We start from the raw sequence: 22,570 nt of genomic DNA, 5'->3' as shown, positions 1-22,570 counted from the left end.
GTCGAGCTGGGACGGTGGGCCGAACTTACTCGGGGAGTTGTTTCAGCTCGGTCCGTGTGCGTCGCAACGTGCCGTGGTCGGTGACCTCGTAGTACGACTGCGCCGTCAGCGGTGGCGAGTACACCTGGACGGTGAGGGTCGGAGCGGCCTCGGGTACGGCGTCGGCCGGGTCGGGGCCGCGCATCAGATCGTGCACCCAGCCGATCGGGAACGATGCCTGGTCTCCCGTGCCGAGGACCCGGACGCGCAGGTCCTCACCGGTCCAGTGATATTCGCGCAGCGATCCCGACATCACGGTGAGCGCGCCGAGTGAGCCGGCGTGATCGTGCAGTTCGGATTCGCCGTCGTCGATCCAGCTGACCAGCCACAGTTCGAGGTCGTCGCGCTGTTCGAGGCGGGTCGCCGATCGGTTGGCGCGGTCCCATCGGGAGGGCAGGAGGGCGTCGTAGCGGCCGTCGAGGATGTCGGCGACGCCCTGGTCGGCGATCCGCAACAGATCGGCGGGGCGCAACCGGGTGGGCAGGTGCCGGGTCTGTGGGGGTCGAGCGCGGCCAGGTGCGGACATGCCCGCGCGAGATGTCCCCGCTTGAGATGTCCCCGCTTGAGATGTCCCCGCTTGAGATGTCCCCGCTTGAGATGTCCCCGCTTGAGATGTCACGGATGCCGTCATGACGTCCACAGTGCCCGACCCGGGTTCCGCGGTCGACGGTTAGTTGCACGCTGATCGCAAGCGCGCAAGCGCGCAAGCGCACATAGCCCCCGGCAGTTGTGATCCGTGTTACTCGTAGGTCCGGAAGGCGCTGGTGAGGTCATCGTAGTCGCTGGTTAGGGCACAGTCAGTTTTTCTTCGGGGAGGTGTAGGGCGGATACTGTGGTGCGCGATCTTTTCGCTGGGCACAGGCGTGCCCGCGAGAGGGTTCGCAGGTGGTGCAATCAGCCCTTGCGCCATTTGCCGCCGCGGCACCCAACCGCCGACACCGGTCGCCGGCATCGGCCCGACGCGGCGGATACGAACGTGCAGCGAAGGAGAGAGTGGTGACCTACATCATCGCGGAGCCTTGCGTCGATGTCATGGACAAGGCCTGCGTCGAAGAATGCCCGGTGGACTGCATCTACGAGGGCGGGCGGAGCCTGTACATCCAGCCCGACGAATGCGTCGACTGTGGTGCCTGTGAGCCGGTGTGTCCGGTCGAGGCGATCTTCTACGAAGATGATGTACCCGACGAGTGGGAACCGTACGTCAGTGCCAACGCCGACTTCTTCGACGACCTCGGTTCGCCGGGCGGCGCCAGCAAGGTCGGCAAGACCGACTACGATCCGCCGTTCGTCGCCGCGCTCGCGCCGATCGAGGAATAGTCTCGAGCCCGTAGTGACACGGCCGCACGTCACGCGCTGAATGCGGTCGGCGGTCGGTCGATGAGGCCTGCGGAGACGGGCTCAGGGAATGGGGAACCAGTGGGAATCGCAGCACGTCGCAGGGTCAGTTCGACGCTGCCAGACTTTCCGTGGGACACGATCGCCGGGGCGAAGGCCACTGCCGCCGCACACCCCGACGGTATCGTCGACCTGTCGGTCGGCACACCCGTCGACCCGGTCGATCCGCTGATCCGGCGCGCTCTCGACGACGGTTCGCGGTTTCCGGGGTATCCGACGACGATCGGCACCACCGAGTTGCGCCAGGCGGCGGCCGCCGCACTGACCAGGCGCTACGGTGTGGCGGAGCTGGGCACTGATCAGATCCTGCCGGTGATCGGTACGAAGGAGGCCATCGCCGGCCTGACGTCGACACTGGGTTTCGGTGCGGGCGACACGGTGGTGATCCCCGAGGTCGCCTATCCGACGTACGAGGTGAGTGCGCTGTTGGCCGGGGCCACCGTGCTGCGGGCGGATTCGACTGTGCAGATCGGGCCGGCGAGCCCGGCGCTGATGTTCATCAACTCCCCGTCCAACCCCACCGGCAAGGTGCTGGGTATCGACCATCTGCGCAAGGTCGTCGAGTGGGCCCGGCAGCGCGGCGTGATCGTGGCTTCCGACGAGTGCTACCTGGGTCTGACCTGGGAAGGTGAGGCGTACTCGATCCTCGACCCGCGCGTGTGCGACGGCGACCACACCGGTCTGCTGGCCATCCATTCGCTGTCGAAGGTGTCGAACCTGGCGTCGTACCGGGCCGGGTTCTTCGCCGGCGACCGCGACCTGATCGGCGAACTGCTCGCCGTCCGCAAACACGCCGGGCTGATAGTGCCGTTCCCCATCCAGGCCGCCATGACCGCCGCGCTGAACGACGACACGCACGTCGACGCCCAGCGGGAGCGGTACCGTGTCCGCCGTGACGTGCTCAAGACGGCCGTCGAGAATGCCGGATTCACCGTCGACCACTCCGAAGCGGGCCTCTACCTATGGGTCACTCGCGGCGAGGACTCCCGCACCGCCCATAGCTGGCTGGCCGAACGCGGCATCCTCGCCGCCCCCGGCGACTTCTACGGCCCGGCCGGCACCACACACGTCCGGATGGCCCTCACCGCCACCGACGAACGCATCGCCGCCGCAGCCGCCCGACTCTGACTCCGATTCCCCCAGTCAGAAGCGTTCGGTGGCCGCGCCGGGTGCGATCACGTCGATCCCCGCCGACCTTGCCGCTTCAGCGAGCCTGCGGTCATAGGTCAGCACCGCCGCGGCTTCGAGCCGGATTGCCGCCTCAAGATGCAGGGCATCGAGGGTTCGAAGGAAGGGCATCGGCAGGAAGCCCGCATTGCGGAACGCCGCCCGATCGAGGGCTGCGAGCGAGATACCTTCGAGAATTCGGGTCACGTCGGCATGGTCGAGATCTTCGCGGACCGCGAGGCGACGCAACTCGGTCTCGAGCAGATCGCTCGATACCAGCGTGACATCAGCTGTGTCCAACCACTCCTCGACGTGTGCGCTCTCGGGTTGTTCGATCAGTAATGCACCGAGTGCCGACGTGTCAACGTAGACGACAGCTCGATGGGTCACGCGCGGTCACTGCGCAGGTCATCGAGGATTGACTGGGGCTCTTGGGTAGTGCGCTTGCGCACGATCCGCAGATCAGCCCAGCCACCGGTGCGGCGGGCCGGACGTGTGATAGGCAATGCCTGCGCGGGGGCGTCGAGGGGAACGATCCGCCCGACGGGAACGCCGCGATTGGTGAGAACGAACGAGTGGCCCTCACTGACCGACCGCAGCACCCGACCTGACTCGTTACGCAACTCTCGCTGCGACAGGCTCTCCAACGGTTCAGGCGTACTCACGAACTCGATCGTAGCACGTGCGCTACGGAACCGAATGGGTTGATCGGTGATAGTGAATTCTTCGACCAATCCAGGGATGCGTGCGATCGGATGCGACCCACTTTCTCGGGGCAATCGTTATCCAGCAGGTTCCGACGACGCTCGGCGGGCTGCCCACCTGGAACGTCATCGACGGCCAGCAGCGGCTCACCACGATTCAGCTGCTCCTCGATGCCTTGCACGCCGAGTTGGAGCATCGGGGCTGGGCACAGCTTGCCGGTCAGATTCTGCCGCTGGTTGAGAATCCGGCCGACTACTGCGACGACGAGCACGATCGTTACAAGTTGTGGCCTACCAATCGCGACCGCAACGCCTTCGTCTCGGTGATGTCGGCGGCAACACCGGTCGACTACGCGGTGGTTGCGAAGTCTCGGCTGAGCGATGCCCATCGATTCTTCGCGGAGTCGATCAGCACGTGGCTCGGGGACGACGTCGGTGAGCGCCGTGCACGGATGCTCGTCGCGACCGTCATGGAACGGTTGGAGATCGCGAGCATTCGTCTCGACGCGAACGAGGACGCGCAAGCAATCTTCGAGACGTTGAACGCCCGTGGTACTCCGCTGTCAGCTGCCGATCTCATCAAGAACTTCGTCTTCCAATCGTTCGCTGGCGCACCGTCGGATGCGGAAACGGCATACCTGAGCTACTGGGCAGAGTTCGAGACGCCCTGGTGGGAGACCGAGATCACTACAGGGCGAATCAAGAACTCCCGTGCATCGCTGTTCCTCTGGCAGTGGCTCACCGCGCGCACCCTGGATGACTTTCCGATCCGCGAGGTGTTCACCCAGTTCAAGCACTATGTCAACACTGTCGCCAAGGACGTGGGTGCCCTCCTGCCTCAGATCAAGGCGGCCGCCGACCGTTACCGGGCTGCCATCGAGGGCTCGGAGCAAGTGCATGGGCCGCTCAGCCGCGTCGAGCTGTTCAGCTACCGGGTTGGGACGCTTGACTCGGAGATCTCGCGCCCGTTGCTGATATGGCTGGATGAGCCCGAACAATCAGGCATCCCTCCCGCCGATCGCGGCAATATCCTCGCAACCCTGGAGAGCTGGTTCGTGCGGCGGGCTCTGGTCAAGGCACCATCGCAGGGATCGAATCGCTTCATCATCGACCTCATGCAACATGTCAGCACACAGCCGAAGGAAGAGGTCGCCGCCGCAGTCACGGCTTATCTTGAGACGAACCATACCTCGGTCGGGTACTGGCCGGGTGATGCGGAGGTGCGTGAGGCGCTCACAGGGGCAACTGTCTACCGGAGGTACCGGCTTGCTCGTTTGCGTATGGTGCTGGAGGCTATCGAAGACGAGAAGCGTGGATACCCCGACGGCAAGAAGCTCGCTATGGGTCCGATTGCTCGGGGCATAGGTACCATCGAACACCTCATGCCGCAGAAGTGGCGCAAGCATTGGCCGGCCGACCTGACCGAAGACCAGGAGTCGGTTCGTGATCGTGTCGTGCAGCAGCTCGGCAATCTCACGCTGGTCACGCAAGAACTCAACAGCAAGTTGAGTAACGGACCGTGGACAACAAAGCGTGACCATTTCCTGCAATACGACGATGTACTGCTCACAAAGGATGCGTTGAACCCGGGTGATACTTGGGACGAACTGAGTATCGAGCAGCGCACAGACCAACTGGTGGAGCAGATTCTGAATCTTTGGCCGACTCCGGCGGGCCATGTCGGCCTCATAGGTGGCTCGGGTCTGGCACCTGCTGCCGTGAGCGTGGACGTTGCGCAACTCGTGGCGACAGGTTGGCTAGAGCCAGGCACTCGACTGCGGTGTCGTTATCCGGGTTCGCAGCATGCAGATGCTCTTGCGCTTGTTGCGCAGGACGGTCGGCTATATGTCGGCGACGTCGCATTCCAGACTCCATCGGGAGCCGCTAGTTCGATCACTGGGAAGACCGCGAACGGATGGTGGTGGTGGGTGATCGAAGGAACTCAGACCAGCCTTCAGGACATTCGCGAGAACTACGTGGCGAGCCTCGGTGAGGCCGACGCCGAGATTGCGGACGACGAGCCCAGCGGGAGCACGGGTCAACTAACGCTGGTCGTCTACGACGATGACCGGGCCGAGTAGCGAGCGATGCCCCTCTCACGGCAGCCTTTGAACGTGACGGCGTCACCTGACTTATCGTCTGGGGGTGGATCTTGCTCCGCGTCATGGTTTCGGTCCGCCTGTCGACGGACCGAAACCACGGGCAAGGTCAGATGTGAACGCGACGTGGGCGCGTCGCGAGGCTCAGTCGTTTTTATGCAGGATGTGGTTGAGGGCGATGCCGTCGCCCTTCCAGGGCAGTACCTCGACGGCGCCGGTGATGCTGTTGCGACGGAACAGCAGGTTGGAGGCGCCGGCGAAATCGCGGGCGCTGACCCGGGTGCCGTCGGGGCCGGTCACCTTGGTGCCGGCGGTGACGTACAGTCCGGCCTCGATGACGCAGTCGTCGCCGAGCGGGATACCGCAGCCGGAGTTCGCGCCGAGCAGGCACCGTTCGCCGAGTGCGATGATCTCTTTGCCGCCGCCGGACAGTGTGCCCATGGTCGACGCACCGCCGCCCACGTCCGAGCCGTCGCCGACGACGACGCCCGCCGAGATACGGCCCTCGACCATCGAGGTGCCGAGGGTGCCGGCGTTGAAGTTGACGAAACCCTCGTGCATGACGGTGGTACCGGATGCCAGGTGTGCGCCCAGTCGCACACGGTCGGCGTCACCGATCCGGATGCCGGTGGGGATCACGTAGTCGACCATCCGTGGGAACTTGTCGATGTGGGTGACGGTCACGGGGCCGCGGGCCCGTAGCCGCAGCCGCGTCTTCTCGAATCCGTCGACGGCGCACGGGCCGTGGTTGGTCCACACCACGTTGGTGAGCAGCCCGAACTGGCCGTCGAGGTTGATCCCGTGGGGTGCGACGAGCCGGTGCGAGAGCAGATGCAGTCGCAGGTACACGTCGTGGGCGTCGATGGGGGCGGCGGCGATGTCGGCGATGGACGTGCGGACCGCGACGATCTTGACCCCGCGTGCCTCGTCGGTGCCCACGAGCGGTTCGAGGTCGGCGGGGATGTCGGCGAGGTCGAGGATCTCCGTGCCGGTGGTGGCGACATCGTTCTCGAGTGCGGGTTCGGGGAACCAGGTGTCGAGGACGGCGCCGTCGTCGGTCAGGGTGGCGATACCAGTTGCGATTGCTCCAGTCACGTGGTGCAGTTTACGGCCTGCCCGCGGGTGCGGGCCGCGCCGATGTGTCCGGCTGCGGCGGTGAATGCGATGAGGTGAACGGGAAGGGCCAACCCGACGGTGGGATTCGTGGCGGGGCGCCGACTACCGTGGACGTGTGAGCATCCCGCAGCTGGACCTGAGCGCCGATCCCGTCGAACTGACCGCGGCTCTGGTCGATATCGAGAGCGTGTCGCGCGACGAGAGCTTGATCGCCGATGCGGTGGAAGCGGCGTTGCGGGCGCAGACCAGCGGTTTCGACGTGGTCCGGCACGGCAACTGCGTGCTCGCCCGCACCGATCGTGGTTTGCCGACACGGGTGCTGCTCGCCGGGCATCTCGACACAGTGCCTATCGCCGGGAACGTTCCGCACCGCCGGGGTTCGGGTTTCGACGAGCACTACGGCATCGACGACGAGTTCCTGCACGGGTGCGGTACGACCGACATGAAATCGGGTGACGCGGTGTTCCTGCATCTGGCGGCGACCCTGGAGAACCCGGCACACGATCTGACGTTGGTGTTCTACGACTGTGAGGAGATCGCCGCCGAGTTCAACGGTCTCGGGCACATCCAACGCGATCTGCCGCACTGGCTGGCCGCCGACGTGGCGATCCTCGGCGAGCCGACGTCGGGCCTCATCGAGGCGGGCTGTCAGGGCACGCTGCGGGTACGCCTGACGGCCGGTGGAACACGCGCGCATTCGGCCCGATCGTGGATGGGGGACAACGCCGTTCACAAGCTCGGCGATGTGCTCACCACGTTGGCGTCCTACCAGCCGCGCCGTGTGGACATCGACGGCTGCGAATACCGTGAGGGGCTTTCGGCGGTGGCGATCGGCGGTGGCGTCGCGGGCAATGTCATCCCGGATGCGGCGCACGTCGACGTGAACTTCCGGTTCGCACCCGACCGGAGCATCGACACCGCGCTGGCGCATGTCCGGGAGGTGTTCGCCGCTCAGCTCGATTCGGGATCGGTCACGCTCGAACTCACCGATGCGGCGGCGGGGGCGCTGCCGGGTCTGGCGCATCCGGCCGCGGCGGCGCTGGTGGCGGCCGCGTCAGGGCGGTTCCGGGCGAAGTTCGGGTGGACCGACGTGTCCCGGTTCTCCGCGCTCGGGATTCCGGCGGTCAATCTGGGGCCGGGCGATCCGAGCCTGGCGCACCGCGCCGACGAACGGGTGCCGACGAGTCAGATCCGTGAGGTGACCGATCTGTTGCGCGGCTATCTGTCGGCCTGATCGATTGGCCGGGGCAGAATCGTTTCAATCCCGAAACGAGCTGTCACGCGCTGCTAGCGTTGCGTCAGTGTCAGGGTTAAGGCAGCCGCCATCGGTGGCTGGTTGGATCCTGAGCATTCGGTGCCTGGCTCATAGCGTTGGTGTCGCCTTCGGGCTGACGAGCATGCGTTTTGCCGGCATCGGGTGTGAAGGACCGGCCGGCGTGACTTGATAGGAGCGTGGCGTCGCCCCGACTGAGATGTGTCCGCCGACCGGCCCAATCGTCCTCGCATCTGAGTGAAGGAGGCAACCACCATGGTTGTTGTTGGAGCCGACGTACACAAGCGGACGCACACGTTTGTCGCTGTCGATGAGGCTGGCCGCGAGCTCGGCCACAAGACGTTCGACGCGGACTCCGCTGGCCATCGCAAGGCCGTCGCGTGGGCGCGTGAACGGTTCGGGACCGAGCTGCTGTGGGCGATCGAAGACTGCCGCCACCTCTCAGCACGACTTGAGCGTGATCTGTTGACCGTGGGCCAGCAGGTGGTGCGGGTGCCGCCGAAGATGATGGCCGAGCAGCGACGTACCGCCCGCACGCGGGGCAAGTCGGACCCGATCGACGCGCTCGCGGTCGCCCGGGCCGCGTTACGCGAGCCGGACCTTCCGATCGCCTCCCATGATGAGCAGTCGCGGGAGCTGAAGCTGCTGGTCGACAGGCGTGATGACCTGGTCAAACACCGCACGGCGACGATCAACCGACTACTGTGGCGCGTCCACGAACTCGACCCTGCATGGGCGCCGAAGGCGACGTCTCTAGACCTGGCCAAGCACCAGCAGATCCTTGCTGACCGGCTCGCTGGCGCGCCCGGGATCGTGGCCGAACTGGCCCGTGACGAGCTCGCTGACATCGTCGATCTGACGGTGCGGATCAACCAGCTCCAGCGGCGGATCGCGGGGCTGGTCGAGCAGGCCGCGCCGACGCTGCTGGCCATGCCCGGTGTTGGCGCCCTGACCGCGGCCAAGCTAGTCGGTGAAGCCGCCGGCATCAGCCGGTTCAAATCCGAGGCAGCGTTCGCCCGGCATGCCGGGATCGCGCCGATCCCGGTCTGGTCGGGCAACACCAAGGGCCGGGTCCGGCTCACCAGGTCAGGCAACAGACAACTGAACGCAGCCATCCACCGCGTAGCCGTCACCCAGATCCGACTCGATGGCCTCGGCCGGGCCTACTACGAGAAGAAGAAGGCCGAAGGCATGTCCACACCCGAGGCCCTGCGATGCCTCAAACGGCGCCTCGCGCGCGTCGTATTCAACCGCATGACCGCCGATCACGCCGCCGCGACGACCGCCCTCGCCCAAGCGGCTTGACATAGGAGAAACGCGTGAGTCAACCAGATCTGCCGCCCACCCCGGATACGTCGGCCAGCTACGCCGGACCGATCATGTTTCGCCGCGACCCGTCCGAGGAGACCACCGACCGGCATCTGCTGGCCTGGGTTGACCCGCGTGACCCCAACCTGCGGGTGGACCGCACCGTCCGCGATTCGTGGCGGGTACTGCGCATCCAGTCCGAGTTCGTCGCCGGCTTCGACGCGATGAGTGAGGTGGCCGAGGCGGTCACGGTGTTCGGGTCTGCCCGCATCAAACCGGACACCGAGGCCTACCATCTGGCCGTCCGGCTCGGTCAGGCGCTCGGGGAGGCCGGCTACGCGGTGATCACCGGCGGCGGTCCGGGTGTCATGGAGGCCGCCAACCGTGGTGCCTACGACGCCGGCACCCAGTCAATCGGTCTGAACATCGAGTTGCCCTTCGAGCAGCACATCAACCCGTGGGTCGATGTCGGCATGAATTTCCGGTATTTCTTCGTGCGTAAGACGATGTTCGTCAAGTACGCGCAGGCGTTCGTCTGCCTCCCGGGCGGCTTCGGCACCCTCGATGAGCTTTTCGAGGCGTTGACCCTGGTGCAGACCAAGAAGGTCGGGCGGTTTCCGATCGTGCTGATCGGCCGTGAGTACTGGGGTGGCCTGATCGACTGGATGCGTGAGCGGCTGCTCGGGGAGGGGATGATCGCGGTCGATGACCTGGATCTGCTGCACGTGGTCGACACCCCCGAGGAGGCCGTGGAGATCGTGAAAACCGCGTGCCCCACCTGTGGCAAGGACGATAACGGACGGCTGGTCCGATGAGTGCCCCGATCACGATCTGCGTGTACTGCGCCTCCGGTCCGGTCGACGGGCACTACCTGGATCTGGCGGCGGAGGTGGGTGCGGCGATCGCCGCGGGCGGTCACACCCTGGTCTCGGGCGGCGGCAATGTATCGATGATGGGTGCGCTGGCCCGGGCGGTGCGTGCGGGCGGCGGTCGCACCGTCGGGATCATCCCCACCGCGCTGATGGAGCGGGAGGTGGCCGACGTCGACGCCGACGAGCTGATCGTCACCGACACGATGCGTCAGCGCAAGCAGGCGATGGACGACCGCGCCGACGCGTTCATCACTCTCCCCGGGGGGATCGGCACGCTCGAGGAACTGTTCGAGACGTGGACCGGTGGCTTCCTCGGGATGCACGACAAGCCGGTCGTCCTGCTCGATCCGGAGGGCTTCTACGCGCCGCTGCTGGACTGGCTCAACGCCCGCCTGGCCGACGGGTTCGTGTCGCGGCGGGCCATGGACCGGTTGCTGGTGGTCGATTCGGTGGTCGGTGCGCTCGAACTTGCTACCGGCCGGTAAAGTGATCTGCACCACCGGTGCCGGCGGTGACGGTTCCCTGCGGGGGGCCGGCCTCAGGGTATCCGGTGTTCACGTGTGCACTCGATGGCTGTGGCCAGAAGACCAGGGGAGATCCGAAACATATGGGCAACGACGATCGTAAGACAGTCGGTGTGGCCGACGTGGCACGCGGACTGGTGAAGATGGCCCCCGACATTCCGGGCATCGTCAAGCACGCTCCGGGTCTGGTCCTGCGTTCGCCTTCGATGAAGAAGACCATCGGCCTGATCTTCCAGAACCTGGCGAAGGCGCATCCGGAGCGCCCGTTCGTGCGGTTCGAGGGCGTCACCACCTCTTACGGCGAGGCCAACCGCCTGGTGAACCGGTACGCGGCGGTACTCGTGGAGAACGGCGTCGGTAGCGGCGACGTGGTGGCGATCCTGTCGAAGAACTGCCCGACCGATCTGTACGTCATCCTGGCCACGGTCAAACTCGGCGCGACCGCGGGAATGATGAACTACAACCAGCTCGGGGATGTCGCCGAGCACAGCCTGTCGCTACTCCAGGCCAAGGTTCTGGTGTACGACCCCGAGTGCGCCGACGTGTATCACTCGGTGTCGTCGGCCGCGTTGCCGCCGCGGGCCTTCGACTTCACCGCGCTGAACGTGGCCGCCGACGGCAAACCCGACACCGATCCGGCGATCACCAAGGAACTGCCCGCCGCCACCGACGCGTTCTACATCTTCACCTCCGGCACCACCGGCCTGCCCAAGGCCAGCGTCATGAGCCATAACCGCTGGCTGGCCAACTATTCGGGAATCGGTGGTCTCGGGGTGCGGCTGCATCACGACGACACCATGTACGTAGCGCTGCCGCTGTACCACAACAACGCGCTGTCGGTGTCGCTCGGATCGGTCCTGGCCGGTGGGGCGTGTGTGGCGATCGGCCGCAAGTTCTCGGCGTCGAAATTCTGGGACGACGTGATCCTCAACCGCGCCACCGCATTCTGCTACATCGGTGAACTGTGCCGGTACTTGGCCGCGCAGCCGCCCAAGGAGACCGATCGCGGGCACTCGGTGCGCCTGATCGTCGGCAACGGTATGCGCCCGGACATCTGGGAAGAGTTCGCGCAGCGATTCGGTATCGACCGGATCGTCGAGTTCTACGGCGCGAGCGAACTCAACATCGCCTTCATCAACGCGTTCAGCGTCGACAAGACCGCCGGGTTCTGCCCGTTGCCGTACGTGATCGTCGACTACAACGACGACGGCAGCCCCAAGCGGGATGCCAAGGGACGCCTCTCCAAGGTGGGTAAGGGTGGTACGGGCCTGTTGCTCGCCCAGATCAGCGACCGGGTCCCGCTCGACGGCTACACCGACGCCCAGGAGACCGAGAAGAAGGTGATCCGCGATGCCTTCAAGGACGGTGACGCCTACTTCAACTCCGGTGATCTGGTACACGATCAGGGCTTCTCGCATGTCTCGTTCGTCGACCGACTCGGCGATACCTTTCGGTGGAAGGGTGAGAACGTCGCCACCACCGAGGTCGAGGGCGCGGTCGACGTGGTCGACGGGGTCGAGCAGGCCGTCGCCTACGGTGTGGCGATCCCGGGTACCGATGGCAAGGCCGGCATGGTCGCGGTGAAGCTGTATGACGGGCAGAGCCTGGACCCGGTGAAACTGGCCGCACATCTCTACGACACGCTGCCCGGGTACGCGATCCCGCTGTTCGTGCGCATCGTCGACGAACTGGAGGCGACCTCCACGTTCAAGACCCGCAAGGTGGAGTTGCGCAACGAGGGCTACGGCGAGGCGGGCGGTGACCCGCTGTACGTGCTCGCCGGCCGGATGAAGGGCTATGTCCCCTTCTACGACGGGTACGTCGCCGATGTCGCCGCCGCGAAGGTTCCGCGCGGGTAGCGCCCGGGCGCGCCGGGCCGGGGCTGTTCCCGGGGCCGGCTGACGGCCCCGGGGCGGCGACCGCCCGCGCGGGACGGGGCCGGGGATATTCACCGGGTGCCGTTAGTGTGGGAAGTATGACAGTGGGGAACCCATGATCTGGCCAACCCTGTGCGGCCGTCCGGTGGCAACCGACCGCGCGCTCGTGATGGCCATCGTCAACCGCACCCCGGATTCGTTCTACGACCGGGGTGCGAGCTTTGCCGACGCACCCGCGCAGGCGCGGGTGCACCGGGTTGTCGCCGAGGGCGCCGACGTCATCGACATCGGCGGGGTCAAGGCGGGGCCCGGCGAGGAGGTGGACGCCGCCACCGAGGCGCAGCGGGTCGTGGGCATGATCGGCTGGATCCGGGAGCAGTACCCCGACGTGCTCATCAGCGTCGACACCTGGCGCGCGGAGGTGGCCGCCAAGGCCTGCGCCGAAGGCGCCGACCTGATCAATGACACCTGGGCCGGGGCCGACCCGGAGTTGGTGTCGGTGGCCGCGACGATGGGCGCGGGCATCGTGTGCTCGCACACGGGCGGGGCGCGGGTGCGTACCCGTCCGCACCGCGTCGCCTACGACGACGTGGTGTCCGATGTGCTCGCCGAGGTGACCTCGGCCGCCGATCGGGCGCTGGCCGTGGGCGTGGCCCGCGACTCGATCGTTATCGACCCGACGCACGATTTCGGGAAAAACACTTTCCACGGATTGGCCTTGTTACGTCAGCTGAAAGATCTTGTTAATACCGGTTGGCCGGTGTTGATGGCGCTGAGTAACAAGGATTTTGTGGGGGAGACTCTTGGTGTGGATCTCGCAGACCGGCTGGAGGGAACACTCGCCGCAACAGCATTGGCCGCCGCCGACGGCGCCCGGATGTTTCGTGTGCACGAGGTTGCCGCCACCCGACGCGTGGTCGACATGGTCGCTGCCATAGCGGGAACGAGAGCTCCCGCCCGAACAGTCAGGGGACTTGCATGACCAAACCAGCCAAGCGACGCACGCCGAGCAAGATCAGCACGCGCGACAAGGCCGCGATGTGGCCCGCACCGGCCGACACGGGCAGCCCCAGGCGGGACTGGTCCGTCACGCACACCTGGGAACAGCCCGACTGGACGATCGAGGAGCTCGTCGCCGCCAAGGACGGCCGCACCATCTCGGTGGTGCTGCCCGCGCTCAATGAGGAGGAGACGGTCGCCGACGTGATCGCCTCGATCATGCCGCTGTACCCGGATCTGGTCGACGAGGTCATCGTTCTCGACTCCGGGTCGACCGACGCCACCGCCGAGCGTGCCACGGCGGCGGGCGCGCGGGTGATCAGCCGTGAGGAGGCGGTGCCCGAACTCGAACCCGTCAAGGGCAAGGGTGAGGTGCTGTGGCGTTCGATCGCGGTCACCGGCGGAGACCTGATCGCCTTCGTCGACTCGGACCTGATCGATCCCGATCCGATGTTCGTGCCCAAGATGCTCGGCCCGTTGCTGATGAATCCGGAGATCCATCTGGTGAAGGGCTACTACCGGCGTCCGCTGAAGACCGGTGGGTCCTCCGATCCCAACGGCGGCGGCCGGGTGACCGAGCTGGTCGCGAGGCCGCTGCTGGCCTCGCAGAAGCCGGATCTGACCGCGGTGCTGCAGCCGCTGGGCGGCGAGTACGCGGGTACCCGTGAGCTGTTGTCGTCGGTACCGTTCGCACCGGGTTACGGCGTGGAGATCGGCCTGCTGGTCGACACCTACGACAAGTACGGCCTGAACGGCATCGGACAGGTCAATCTGGGTGTGCGCACGCACCGCAACCGGCCACTGATCGAGCTCGGCGTGATGAGCCGGCAGATCGTGGGAACGTTCATGCGGCGGTGCGGTTTTCCCGATTCCAACGTGGGTCTGACCCAGTTCACGGCCGAACCCGACGGTTCGTTCAGCCCGCATACCACCGATGTCTATCTGGAAGACCGCCCGCCGATGAGCACCATCCGCCCGGAAGCGGCCGGTGACGAGGAGATCGCCTCGTAGCCGGCGGGCGCGGGAGTTGATGGACCGCCCACGAGCGGGTGCGGCGATCGGCCGGGCACGCCGTGCCACTATGGAGGCGTGCAGACAATCCTGATCTATCTGCTGGTGATGGCGCTCGTGGTGGTGGTGGTCTTCGCGGTGGTCTGGTTCGTGTTCGGCCGGGGCGAGGATCTCCCCCCGCTGGAGCGCGGTACGACGCTGACCCGGCTGCCGCGGGCCGGGGTGTCCGGGGACGATGTGCGGGCCCTGACGTTCACGCAGGCGGTCCGTGGCTATCGCCAGGACGAGGTGGACTGGGCGCTGGAGAAGCTGGCCCGCGAACTCGACGAGTTGCACGCGGTGGTGGTTCGGCTTCGGGCGCGCCCGGAATCATCCGGCGGGCCGGAATCACCCGAGAGCGCCGGCCGCCCGGAATCAGCGGAGGGTCCGGAATCAGCGGAGGGTCCGGAATCACCCGGAGGCGGGGTATCACCGGAGGTTTCATCAGGGGTTTCATCGGACCACGGGCAATCACTGGACAGTACTGACGGGTAACATGGATGGCTGTGCCGGTTACCCGGTGCCGGACCGGCACGTGATCGGCGTGTACGGGTGGTGCGGCAAGTACTATATGAGCCAGGCAGTTGCTCTGAAGGGAGTTCGAGAATGGCGGCGATGAAGCCACGTACTGGGGATGGTCCTCTCGAGGCGGCCAAGGAAGGGCGTGGAATCGTTGTCAGGATTCCCATCGAGGGCGGCGGACGCCTTGTTGTCGAACTGACGCCCGACGAGGCCAGCGCACTCGGCGAAGAACTGCGCGGAGTCACCGGCTGACCTCGGGTGCTTTCGTCCGGCCCGCGCTCGGCGCGGTGCTTGACGAACTGCGCTGCCCGGTCTGTGCGACCCGAGGCGCATCAGCGTCGGTCGCGTCATCGTCCGGTGACGACGGCCTTGTCGGGTCGCTGCGCGCCGGACCCGGGGGCCGATCGCTGATCTGTGCGGCGGCACACTCCTTCGATGTCGCAAAACAGGGATATGTCTCGTTGCTCGACGGGCGCAGTCGTGGATTGCGTTCGGACACTTCGACGATGGTGGCCGCGCGCGAGCGCGTGCACGGTGCGGGGGCGTTCGATCCTGTGGCGGCGGCGGTGGCCGAGATCGTGTCGGCGGTGATCGCCGAGACCGTGGGGCCGGCGGGTCCGGTCCATCCATACGGTCCGGTCGTCGCGGACATCGGTTGCGGTACCGGGCACTACCTCGCGGCCGTGCTCGACGCGCGGCCGGATGCGCGGGGAATCGGTATCGATCTGTCCAAGTCCTGCGCCAGGGCGACCGTGCGGTCGCACATCCGCTCCGCCGCTGTGGTGGCGGATGCGTGGTCGGGGTTGCCGATTCGTTCGTCGTCGGTGGCCGCGGTGTTGTCGGTGTTCTCACCGCGCAATGTCGCCGACTTCGCCCGCATCCTGCGACCCGGTGGGGTGGTGGTGACGGTGACCCCCGAACCCGGGCATCTGGCCGAACTCGCGGGTCCGATGGATATGCTGCGGATCGCCGAGGACAAGGATGCCAGGCTCGACGCCGATATGGCGGCGCAGTTCGAGCCACCGTCGGCGCGCTCGCTCACCTACCGGGTCGACGCGTCGGCTGCGCTGGTGGCAGATCTGGTGGCGATGGGTCCGACGGCATTTCATCGCGGCGAGGCCGAGATCGCGGCCTCCGCACAGGCGATGGCGGGTGATCGGTCCACGGTCCCGGTCACCGTCGCGGTGCGAGTGGCGGTGTTCCCACTTCAGGGCTGAGGACTGGCGGGGTGTGCGCCCGGGCCGGATTGGGCCTGGATGAGAGTCGAGCGGTACACCTGGAGGGTCTGTTCGGCGATTGCCGCCCAGGAGAACTCCGCGGCGGCCCGCTCGCGCCCGGCGATGCCCATCGCGGCGGCCTCGGCCGGATTGTTCACCACGGCGTTCACCGCGTCGGCGAGCGCATGCTCGAACCCGGTCGGGTCGGCCGGATCGTACGGTACGAGGCTGCCGGTGACGGTGTCCTCGACCACCTCGGGGATACCGCCGACGGCCGAGGCCACCACCGCGGTCCGGCATGCCATCGCCTCAAGGTTGACGATGCCCAGCGGTTCGTACACCGATGGACAAACGAAAACACTTGCCGCGGTGAGGATCTCTCTGATCCGGGGAAGGGGGAGCATGTCCCTGACCCAATACACACCCGCCCGTGCCGCAGAGAGCGCCGCCACCGACGACTCGATCTCGGCCCCGATCTCCGGGGTGTCGGGCGCGCCGGCGCACAGCACCAGCTGGATCGATGGATCGAAGTGGTGGGCGGCGGCCACCAGGTGCGCCACGCCCTTCTGCCGGGTGATCCGGCCGACGAATGCGACGATCGGCCGGTCCGGGTCGACGCCGAGTGCGGTCAACGTCGACTCCGGTCCGTACGGGTCGTCGACCGGATACCACGATTCGGTGTCGATGCCGTTGCGCACCACGTGAACACGGTCGGGGTCCAGACGCGGATAGGTGGTGCACACGTCGGTCCGCATCCCGGAGCTGACGGCGATGACCGCGTCGGCGTATTCGACGGCGTTGCGCTCGGCCCAACTCGACACCCGGTAGCCGCCGCCCAGTTGTTCGGCCTTCCACGGCCGCATCGGCTCGAGGGAGTGCGCGGTGAGAATGTGCGGGACGCCGTACAACTGGGCCGCGAGATGACCGGCCAGGCCCGTGTACCAGGTGTGCGAATGCACGATGTCGGCACCGGCGGCGCCGACGGCCATCCGCAGGTCCGTGGACAGTGTGGTGATGGCGGCGTTGGCCCCGGCCAGTCCGGGGTCGGGCCCGTACACCGCCGCGGTCGGGCGTTCGGCGCCCATGCAGTGCACCTCGACCGTGGTCAAAGCACCGAGATGTCTGACGAGTTCGGTGACATGTACACCGGCACCGCCGTAGACCTCGGGAGGATACTCACGCGTCATCATCGCCACCCGCATGCGCACGACGCTAGTGCTCCGGTCCGCAGTCCGCCACACAACCCGACAATTGGTGACGAAAGGTCCCGAACGTTCGAGGGTCTCGTGAGTATTGCCCGCTCGTTCGTATGGCCAGGGTCCCCGTTGGCGGTTAAGTTGAGAGGGTGAGATCACAGCCGCACGTGCTCGGTATTGTCCTCGCCGGCGGCGAGGGCAAGCGCCTGTACCCACTGACCATGGACCGCGCCAAGCCGGCCGTGCCGTTCGGGGGTGCCTATCGCCTCATCGACTTTGTCCTGTCGAATCTGGTGAACGCCGGTTACGAGCGGATTTGCGTACTGACGCAATACAAGTCGCATTCGCTCGACAGGCACATCTCCCAGACGTGGTGGAGTTCGGGCTTCCACGGCGAGTACATCACTCCCGTGCCGGCCCAGCAGCGGCTCGGCCCGCGCTGGTACACCGGCAGTGCGGATGCGATCTTCCAGTCGATGAACCTGATCACCGACGAGAAGCCCGAGTACATCGTGGTTTTCGGCGCCGATCACGTGTACCGGATGGATCCGTCGCAGATGGTCGAGGCCCATGTGCGCTCGGGTGCCGATGTGACGGTGGCCGGGATCCGGGTGCCCCGGTCCGAGGCCTTCGCCTTCGGCTGTATCGACGCGGACGCCTCCGGTCGCATCACCCGCTTCCTGGAGAAGCCCAAGGATCCGCCGGGTACCCCCGACGATCCGGACGTCACCTTCGCCTCGATGGGTAACTACGTGTTCACCACCGACGCGCTCGTGCAGGCGTTGCGGTCGGACGCCGCCGACTCGGACTCCGATCACGACATGGGCGGCGACATCATCCCCGCCTTCGTCGCCCGCGAGTCCGCGTACGTCTACGACTTCAAGGACAACGAGGTTCCCGGTGCCACCGAACGTGACAAGGGCTATTGGCGCGACGTGGGTACGCTCGACGCGTTCTACGACGCCCACATGGATCTGGTATCGGTGCACCCGGTGTTCAATCTGTACAACAGGCGCTGGCCGATCCGGGGCGAAAGCCTGAACCTGCCCCCGGCCAAGTTCGTCGAGGGTGGCCACGCCGAGAACTCGGTGGTCGGTGCCGGCTGCATCATCTCCGGGGCGACCGTCACCCGCTCGGTGCTGTCCTCGGACGTGGTGGTCGAGACCGGTGCGATCGTGGAGGACAGCGTGCTCATGCCGGGAGTCCGCGTCGGAAAGGGCGCGGTGGTGCGCCGCGCGATTCTCGACAAGAACGTCGTGGTCGCCGACGGTCAGGCCATCGGTGTCGACCCGGAGGCCGATCGTGCCCAGTACTCGGTGAGTTCGGGCGGCGTGGTGGCCGTCGGCAAGGGCGTGACGGTCGGCGGCACCTGACCGGGCTGCCGTACCTGACCGGGCTGCGGGTTCAGGCGCCGGTGGACCGGCGAAGAGCGATGCGGGCCTGCCCGATCAGTTCGGGCAGGTCGGTGCCGTGGTTGTCGGGCAGGGCGTCGACGGGCCACCAGGCCAGGTCGGTCGATTCGTCGCTGCGGGTGATCGGTGGCAGCGAACCGTCGGATACGGGTGCGGTCACCGCGACGAACCGCACATCGAGGTGGCGGGTGGGTACACCGAGCGAACAGGTGATGGGGTGGGTGTGGAGCCCGGCGATACCGGCGCTCAGGTCGAGGTTCTCGATCCCGGATTCCTCCCGGCCCTCGCGCAGCGCCGCGTCGGCGATGCTCGCGTCGTCGGGTTCGCAGTGTCCGCCGAGCTGAATCCAGGCGCCGACGCGTGGATGCAGGGTGAGCAGCACGTGGCTGTGGGTGGCGTCGAGGACGATGACCGAGGCGGTGAGGTGTCCGGGTACCGATCGCCGCAGGCAGGCGTCGGGTGTTGCGTCGAGAAACGCGAGGTAGGTGTGGCGCAACGTGTTCTGCGCCTCGTCGGGCGGCTGCCAGGCACTCAATGTGGCGACGGCCGACCGGTGCAGTGCGGTGCTCACAGTTCCACGACCAAGCCGACGGTATCGGCGGGCGGGCGCAGTCCCGCCTCGCCGAGGGGGTATCCGACGGCGATCGCGCCCAGCGGTTCCCAGTGCGGGTCGAGACAGAGTACCTCGCGGACGGTGTCGGCGGCGAAGATGGTGGAACCGATCCAGCAACTGCCCACGCCCCGCACCGACAGCGCCACCAGCAGCGCGTTCACCGCACCGCCGGCGGCAACGGTGAACATGGTGTGCTCGCAGGTGTTGCGGCGTTCGTCCGGATAAGTGTGCGCGCCGTCGCCGACGAGGAAGGGTATGACCACCTCCGGCGCGGTGTAGAGGATATCGCCCCGGGCCAGTCGCCTGTCGATGGATTCGGCTGTCATGGAATCGGATCGGAGGTCGGTGCGCCAGCGGTCGGCCATCGCCTCCAGCAGCTTTGCCCGGCGGGCACGGTCGCGCAGCCAGACGAACCGCACCGGGTGCGTGTGATGCGGCGCGGGTGCGGTGAGCGCATCGGCACACGCCTCGCGCAGGATTTCCGGTTCGACCGTACGGGAATCGAAGGCACGGACCGAACGCCGCGTCAGCAACGCCTCGAGCCGGCCCTGCCGGATTGCCTCCTCGGTGCCGAGCCGAAACAAGTCGTCCTCGATGGGCCGCACCAGATCGCGGGCGGTGGTGCCGTCGTCGATCACCCGCAGGCCGCGCACAACGGCCACGGGCACGCCGCCGAGCTTTCCCTTGGCGAGGTCGGCGGCGGCGGCGATCTCATCGGCGACCGCGATGTCGGTGACGATCAGCGGGTTGCCGTAGGAGTCCACGGAGCCGTCGTAGCCGTGCGATACGGCGATGCCCGCCGCTCCGATCGCCACATCGGTCTGCCCGGTCCGCCAGGCCCGGCCCATGGTGTCGGTGACGATGACACCGACTGTGCGGCTGGACAGCTCATTGATCCGGCGACGGAGAGCGGCGGCGCTGGCGTCGGGGTCGAGGGGGAGCAGAGCGAGTTGATCGCGGGCCACGTTCGATCCGTCGACACCGGCGGCGGCCTGCACGAGCCCGTTGCGGTTCTCGGTGATCCAGGTGGCGTTCCTGCGGGCCAGGATGCGGACGGTCTCCTCGCTGATCAGCTTGCGGCGCAGCCGGTCCCGTTCCTCGGGGGCGGTCGGCGCCGGCACCATGCGGCCTTCGGTCTTGGAGAAGATCTTGCTGGTCACCACCACCACGTCGCCGTCACGAAGGCCTGGTCCACCGGATCGATCTGTTGCGCCGATGATCTCGGCGGCGATGTCCGAGCCGGGACCGAATTCGCCGAGACCGGTGACCGGGAAGATCTCGATCGCCGAACCGGGCGCGTGGTCGGTGATGGTCATCGGTTCTCCCCGTCGATGTGCGGTGTGTCGACGGCCGGTGTGTCGACACCGACGAGCGCGCAGGCGTCGGCGACTATGCGCGCGGTGGTGCGCGGGTCGGTCATCAGCAACGGTGCGTTGCCGACGGCGATACCGTCGACCCGGGCCTGGTCGCCCTCGGCGATCAGCCAGCCGTCGAGGATTCCGTTTGCCCGGCGCGGACCGTAGTGCGCGGCGATGGCCTGTGCCGAGGTGGACACCCCGATCGCGGACAGGCACTCGTCGGCCATGCCGCGCAGAGGCTTGTTGTCGATGACCGGGGATACGCCCACAACAGGCGCCCGCGTGGTGCGCAGCGCGCCGCGGATGCCGGGTACGGCGAGAATCGCCCCGATGCTGACGACCGGATTGCTCGGCGCGAGCAGGATGATGTCGGCCTCGGCGATCGCCTCGAGCACTCCGGGGGCGGCGGTGGCGCGGTCGGCGCCGATCTGCACGAAGCCGTGCGCGGGTAGCTGGGCGCGATGGCGCACCCACCATTCCTCGAAGTGAATGGCGACGTATTCGCCTTCCCCGCCACCGGGTTTGGCGACCTTCACATGGGTTTCGCAGCGGTTGTCGGTGGCCGGCAGCAACCGTACGCCGGGCTGCCACCTGCGGCACAGTGCGGCGGTGATGTCCGACAGCCGGTATCCGGCGTCGAGCATCTGCGTGCGGATCAGATGGGTGGCCAGGTCGCGGTCACCGAGACCGAACCAGTCGGGATCGGCCCCATAGGCGGCCAATTCTTCTTTGGCGTTCCATGTTTCGTGTTCGCGACCCCAGCCGCGCTCGGCGTCGATACCGCCGCCGAGGGTATACATGCAGGTATCGAGGTCGGGACAGATCCGCATTCCGTGCATCCGGACGTCGTCGCCCACATTGACTATCGCGGTCACCTCATGATCACCGGCCGAATCGGCCGGTTCGCCCGATTCGGTGAGTGGGGGAGGAAACGGAGTCGGGCCGAGCAGCTCACGTACGCCGAGCAGGAATCTGGCGCCGCCGACACCACCGGCGAGCACGGTCACTTTCACCGCATCGAGTCTAGGGCATACCGTGCCGGCGGTCGGTCGTGGTGTTCATGTCGTTCCGTAGTAGTGGGGGTCCTGGACGGTCTGGACGGTCTGGGCAGTTGGTATGACCGGGGTACGGGCAGCAGGGGTATAGGTGCGCGGACTCGGGGCGCCCGGATCGCAGAACACCTCTCGGGTGTTGCGCAGTGCCACGATATGTCCGTACGCAGGACGGACGGCTGCTGTCACCGGTAGGTTTATGGTCCCCGGCGAGGTGGTGTTTGTCGCTGTGAACCGGTTGCCGCCCGTGGGGGACGGAGGTTCGTGATCGGGTGGACGCGGTCGGGAAGGATCGATATTGACTGATCTTGGATTCGGACTTGACCGGAGCGCGCAGGGGCGTGTGTAATCACAACGGTGTCATTTATGATTTGAGATCGAAAATGGTTGAGAGTCCTTGGATGTCACAACGTTCGATCGAATGTTCGATTATTTGCCGACGTGAAGTACTTATTCGGGGTGAGTGATGACACGAAGGATTGTCCAGATCGGCTCGGCCGGTGGCCGGGCGTGGTCATCGGGGGTGTCCGATGACCGGATCGGCGGCGTGTGCCGCCGTGTTGAGGGTTTGAGTTCTGACAGCGACCGGCCGATCGTCGGCACTGACTTTCACGAGGGAGGGGCTCCGAGATGACTTCCGACCACTCGATCGAGAATCCACGTGAAGACCTAGATGCCCGGGAGTTGGGTGGTACACGGGCTGACAGCGTGGAATCTGTTGTTGCGCAACCGAGTTCGGGCGTGCGTCATTTGTCGTTGGTGGCCAACGATTTTGAC

22 protein-coding genes are annotated in these 22,570 nt (G+C 66.6%); 14 read left to right on the top strand and 8 right to left on the bottom strand.

Annotation, left to right across the window (positions count from 1 at the left end; translation table 11 throughout):
• Positions 1–25 precede the first annotated feature (25 nt).
• Positions 26–565: a cupin domain-containing protein gene (locus tag GII31_RS15495; RefSeq protein WP_213244299.1), complete on the bottom strand. Its 540-nt coding sequence runs from the start codon at positions 563–565 to the stop codon at positions 26–28.
• Between the two features lie 467 nt (positions 566–1,032).
• Here GII31_RS15495 and fdxA point away from each other — a divergent pair, with 467 nt between their 5' ends.
• Positions 1,033–1,356: a ferredoxin gene (fdxA, locus tag GII31_RS15490; RefSeq protein ID WP_213244298.1), complete on the top strand. Its 324-nt coding sequence runs from the start codon at positions 1,033–1,035 to the stop codon at positions 1,354–1,356.
• A gap of 99 nt (positions 1,357–1,455) precedes the next feature.
• Positions 1,456–2,562 carry a succinyldiaminopimelate transaminase gene (gene dapC / locus GII31_RS15485; protein ID WP_213244297.1) on the top strand — a complete coding sequence of 369 codons (1,107 nt, stop codon included), beginning with the start codon at positions 1,456–1,458 and terminating at the stop codon, positions 2,560–2,562.
• A gap of 15 nt (positions 2,563–2,577) precedes the next feature.
• Here dapC and GII31_RS15480 read toward each other — a convergent pair whose 3' ends face one another.
• Both GII31_RS15480 and GII31_RS15475 read right to left on the bottom strand, forming a co-directional pair.
• On the bottom strand, positions 2,578–2,991 hold the full coding sequence (locus GII31_RS15480; RefSeq protein WP_213244296.1) for a type II toxin-antitoxin system VapC family toxin: 414 nt from the start codon (positions 2,989–2,991) through the stop codon (positions 2,578–2,580).
• On the bottom strand, positions 2,988–3,266 hold the full coding sequence (locus GII31_RS15475; RefSeq protein WP_213244295.1) for a type II toxin-antitoxin system Phd/YefM family antitoxin: 279 nt from the start codon (positions 3,264–3,266) through the stop codon (positions 2,988–2,990). The genes GII31_RS15480 and GII31_RS15475 overlap by 4 nt, the downstream gene beginning before the upstream one ends.
• Before the next feature lie 80 nt (positions 3,267–3,346).
• Between GII31_RS15475 and GII31_RS15470 the strand changes: the two genes are divergently transcribed.
• Complete coding sequence (locus GII31_RS15470) at positions 3,347–5,386, top strand: GmrSD restriction endonuclease domain-containing protein (RefSeq protein WP_213244294.1); 2,040 nt, start codon at positions 3,347–3,349, stop codon at positions 5,384–5,386.
• Between the two features lie 162 nt (positions 5,387–5,548).
• Here the strand turns inward: GII31_RS15470 and dapD are convergent, their stop codons facing one another.
• Positions 5,549–6,499, bottom strand: coding sequence for a 2,3,4,5-tetrahydropyridine-2,6-dicarboxylate N-succinyltransferase (gene dapD / locus GII31_RS15465; protein ID WP_213244293.1), 951 nt, complete (start codon positions 6,497–6,499; stop codon positions 5,549–5,551).
• Between the two features lie 136 nt (positions 6,500–6,635).
• Between dapD and dapE the strand changes: the two genes are divergently transcribed.
• The 10 genes from dapE to GII31_RS15415 all read left to right on the top strand — a co-directional run bounded on the left by dapE (position 6,636) and on the right by GII31_RS15415 (position 16,162).
• Positions 6,636–7,754 carry a succinyl-diaminopimelate desuccinylase gene (dapE, locus tag GII31_RS15460; protein WP_213244292.1) on the top strand — a complete coding sequence of 373 codons (1,119 nt, stop codon included), beginning with the start codon at positions 6,636–6,638 and terminating at the stop codon, positions 7,752–7,754.
• 276 nt (positions 7,755–8,030) lie between these two features.
• The gene (locus GII31_RS15455; RefSeq protein WP_246221901.1) at positions 8,031–9,098 is read left to right on the top strand and encodes an IS110 family RNA-guided transposase; all 1,068 of its coding nucleotides are present in this window, start codon (positions 8,031–8,033) and stop codon (positions 9,096–9,098) included.
• 74 nt (positions 9,099–9,172) lie between these two features.
• The gene (locus tag GII31_RS15450; protein WP_246222330.1) at positions 9,173–9,916 is read left to right on the top strand and encodes an LOG family protein; all 744 of its coding nucleotides are present in this window, start codon (positions 9,173–9,175) and stop codon (positions 9,914–9,916) included.
• Entirely contained in the window at positions 9,913–10,458 is a 546-nt protein-coding gene (locus tag GII31_RS15445; RefSeq protein ID WP_213244289.1) for an LOG family protein, read from the top strand. Before GII31_RS15450 ends, GII31_RS15445 begins: the two co-directional genes overlap by 4 nt.
• A 122-nt stretch (positions 10,459–10,580) precedes the next feature.
• Positions 10,581–12,356 carry a long-chain-acyl-CoA synthetase gene (locus tag GII31_RS15440; RefSeq protein ID WP_213244288.1) on the top strand — a complete coding sequence of 592 codons (1,776 nt, stop codon included), beginning with the start codon at positions 10,581–10,583 and terminating at the stop codon, positions 12,354–12,356.
• 133 nt (positions 12,357–12,489) lie between these two features.
• Positions 12,490–13,356 (top strand): dihydropteroate synthase, encoded by an 867-nt coding sequence (gene folP, locus GII31_RS15435; protein ID WP_213244287.1) that lies wholly within the window; start codon positions 12,490–12,492, stop codon positions 13,354–13,356.
• Positions 13,353–14,384, top strand: coding sequence for a glucosyl-3-phosphoglycerate synthase (locus tag GII31_RS15430; RefSeq protein ID WP_213244286.1), 1,032 nt, complete (start codon positions 13,353–13,355; stop codon positions 14,382–14,384). Before folP ends, GII31_RS15430 begins: the two co-directional genes overlap by 4 nt.
• A gap of 78 nt (positions 14,385–14,462) precedes the next feature.
• Positions 14,463–14,918: a DivIVA domain-containing protein gene (locus GII31_RS15425; RefSeq protein ID WP_246221900.1), complete on the top strand. Its 456-nt coding sequence runs from the start codon at positions 14,463–14,465 to the stop codon at positions 14,916–14,918.
• 111 nt (positions 14,919–15,029) lie between these two features.
• Positions 15,030–15,197 (top strand): DUF3117 domain-containing protein, encoded by a 168-nt coding sequence (locus GII31_RS15420; protein WP_005192435.1) that lies wholly within the window; start codon positions 15,030–15,032, stop codon positions 15,195–15,197.
• 128 nt (positions 15,198–15,325) lie between these two features.
• Entirely contained in the window at positions 15,326–16,162 is an 837-nt protein-coding gene (locus GII31_RS15415; protein ID WP_322973076.1) for a methyltransferase domain-containing protein, read from the top strand.
• On the opposite strand, the gene glgA is transcribed toward GII31_RS15415, so the two are convergent.
• On the bottom strand, positions 16,153–17,364 hold the full coding sequence (glgA, locus tag GII31_RS15410; RefSeq protein WP_213244285.1) for a glycogen synthase: 1,212 nt from the start codon (positions 17,362–17,364) through the stop codon (positions 16,153–16,155). The genes GII31_RS15415 and glgA overlap by 10 nt on opposite strands.
• 143 nt (positions 17,365–17,507) lie before the next feature.
• Between glgA and glgC the strand changes: the two genes are divergently transcribed.
• Positions 17,508–18,731 (top strand): glucose-1-phosphate adenylyltransferase, encoded by a 1,224-nt coding sequence (gene glgC / locus GII31_RS15405; RefSeq protein WP_213244284.1) that lies wholly within the window; start codon positions 17,508–17,510, stop codon positions 18,729–18,731.
• Positions 18,732–18,762: 31 nt separating this feature from the next.
• Here glgC and GII31_RS15400 read toward each other — a convergent pair whose 3' ends face one another.
• The 3 genes from GII31_RS15400 to cofD are packed head-to-tail and all read right to left on the bottom strand — an operon-like array spanning position 18,763 to position 21,754.
• Entirely contained in the window at positions 18,763–19,341 is a 579-nt protein-coding gene (locus GII31_RS15400; protein ID WP_213244283.1) for an NUDIX hydrolase, read from the bottom strand.
• Positions 19,338–20,699, bottom strand: coding sequence for a coenzyme F420-0:L-glutamate ligase (locus GII31_RS15395; RefSeq protein ID WP_213244282.1), 1,362 nt, complete (start codon positions 20,697–20,699; stop codon positions 19,338–19,340). The genes GII31_RS15400 and GII31_RS15395 overlap by 4 nt, the downstream gene beginning before the upstream one ends.
• Positions 20,696–21,754 (bottom strand): 2-phospho-L-lactate transferase, encoded by a 1,059-nt coding sequence (gene cofD, locus GII31_RS15390; protein ID WP_213244281.1) that lies wholly within the window; start codon positions 21,752–21,754, stop codon positions 20,696–20,698. The genes GII31_RS15395 and cofD overlap by 4 nt, the downstream gene beginning before the upstream one ends.
• Positions 21,755–22,570 lie beyond the last annotated feature (816 nt).

The organism is Gordonia pseudamarae (assembly GCF_025273675.1).
Classification (GTDB): domain Bacteria; phylum Actinomycetota; class Actinomycetes; order Mycobacteriales; family Mycobacteriaceae; genus Gordonia; species Gordonia pseudamarae.
This window is presented reverse-complemented; position numbering and strand designations above follow the sequence as displayed.

What these genes read in the sequence shown, in the direction of transcription:
- GII31_RS15495 (WP_213244299.1), bottom strand. Translation starts at nt 565, where the DNA reads ATGTCCGCACCTGGCCGCGCTCGACCCCCACAGACCCGGCACCTGCCC.
- GII31_RS15450 (WP_246222330.1), top strand. Translation starts at nt 9,173, where the DNA reads ATGTTTCGCCGCGACCCGTCCGAGGAGACCACCGACCGGCATCTGCTG.
- GII31_RS15445 (WP_213244289.1), top strand. Translation starts at nt 9,913, where the DNA reads ATGAGTGCCCCGATCACGATCTGCGTGTACTGCGCCTCCGGTCCGGTC.
- GII31_RS15440 (WP_213244288.1), top strand. Translation starts at nt 10,581, where the DNA reads ATGGGCAACGACGATCGTAAGACAGTCGGTGTGGCCGACGTGGCACGC.
- folP (WP_213244287.1), top strand. Translation starts at nt 12,490, where the DNA reads ATGATCTGGCCAACCCTGTGCGGCCGTCCGGTGGCAACCGACCGCGCG.
- GII31_RS15430 (WP_213244286.1), top strand. Translation starts at nt 13,353, where the DNA reads ATGACCAAACCAGCCAAGCGACGCACGCCGAGCAAGATCAGCACGCGC.
- GII31_RS15420 (WP_005192435.1), top strand. Translation starts at nt 15,030, where the DNA reads ATGGCGGCGATGAAGCCACGTACTGGGGATGGTCCTCTCGAGGCGGCC.
- glgA (WP_213244285.1), bottom strand. Translation starts at nt 17,364, where the DNA reads ATGCGGGTGGCGATGATGACGCGTGAGTATCCTCCCGAGGTCTACGGC.
- GII31_RS15395 (WP_213244282.1), bottom strand. Translation starts at nt 20,699, where the DNA reads ATGACCATCACCGACCACGCGCCCGGTTCGGCGATCGAGATCTTCCCG.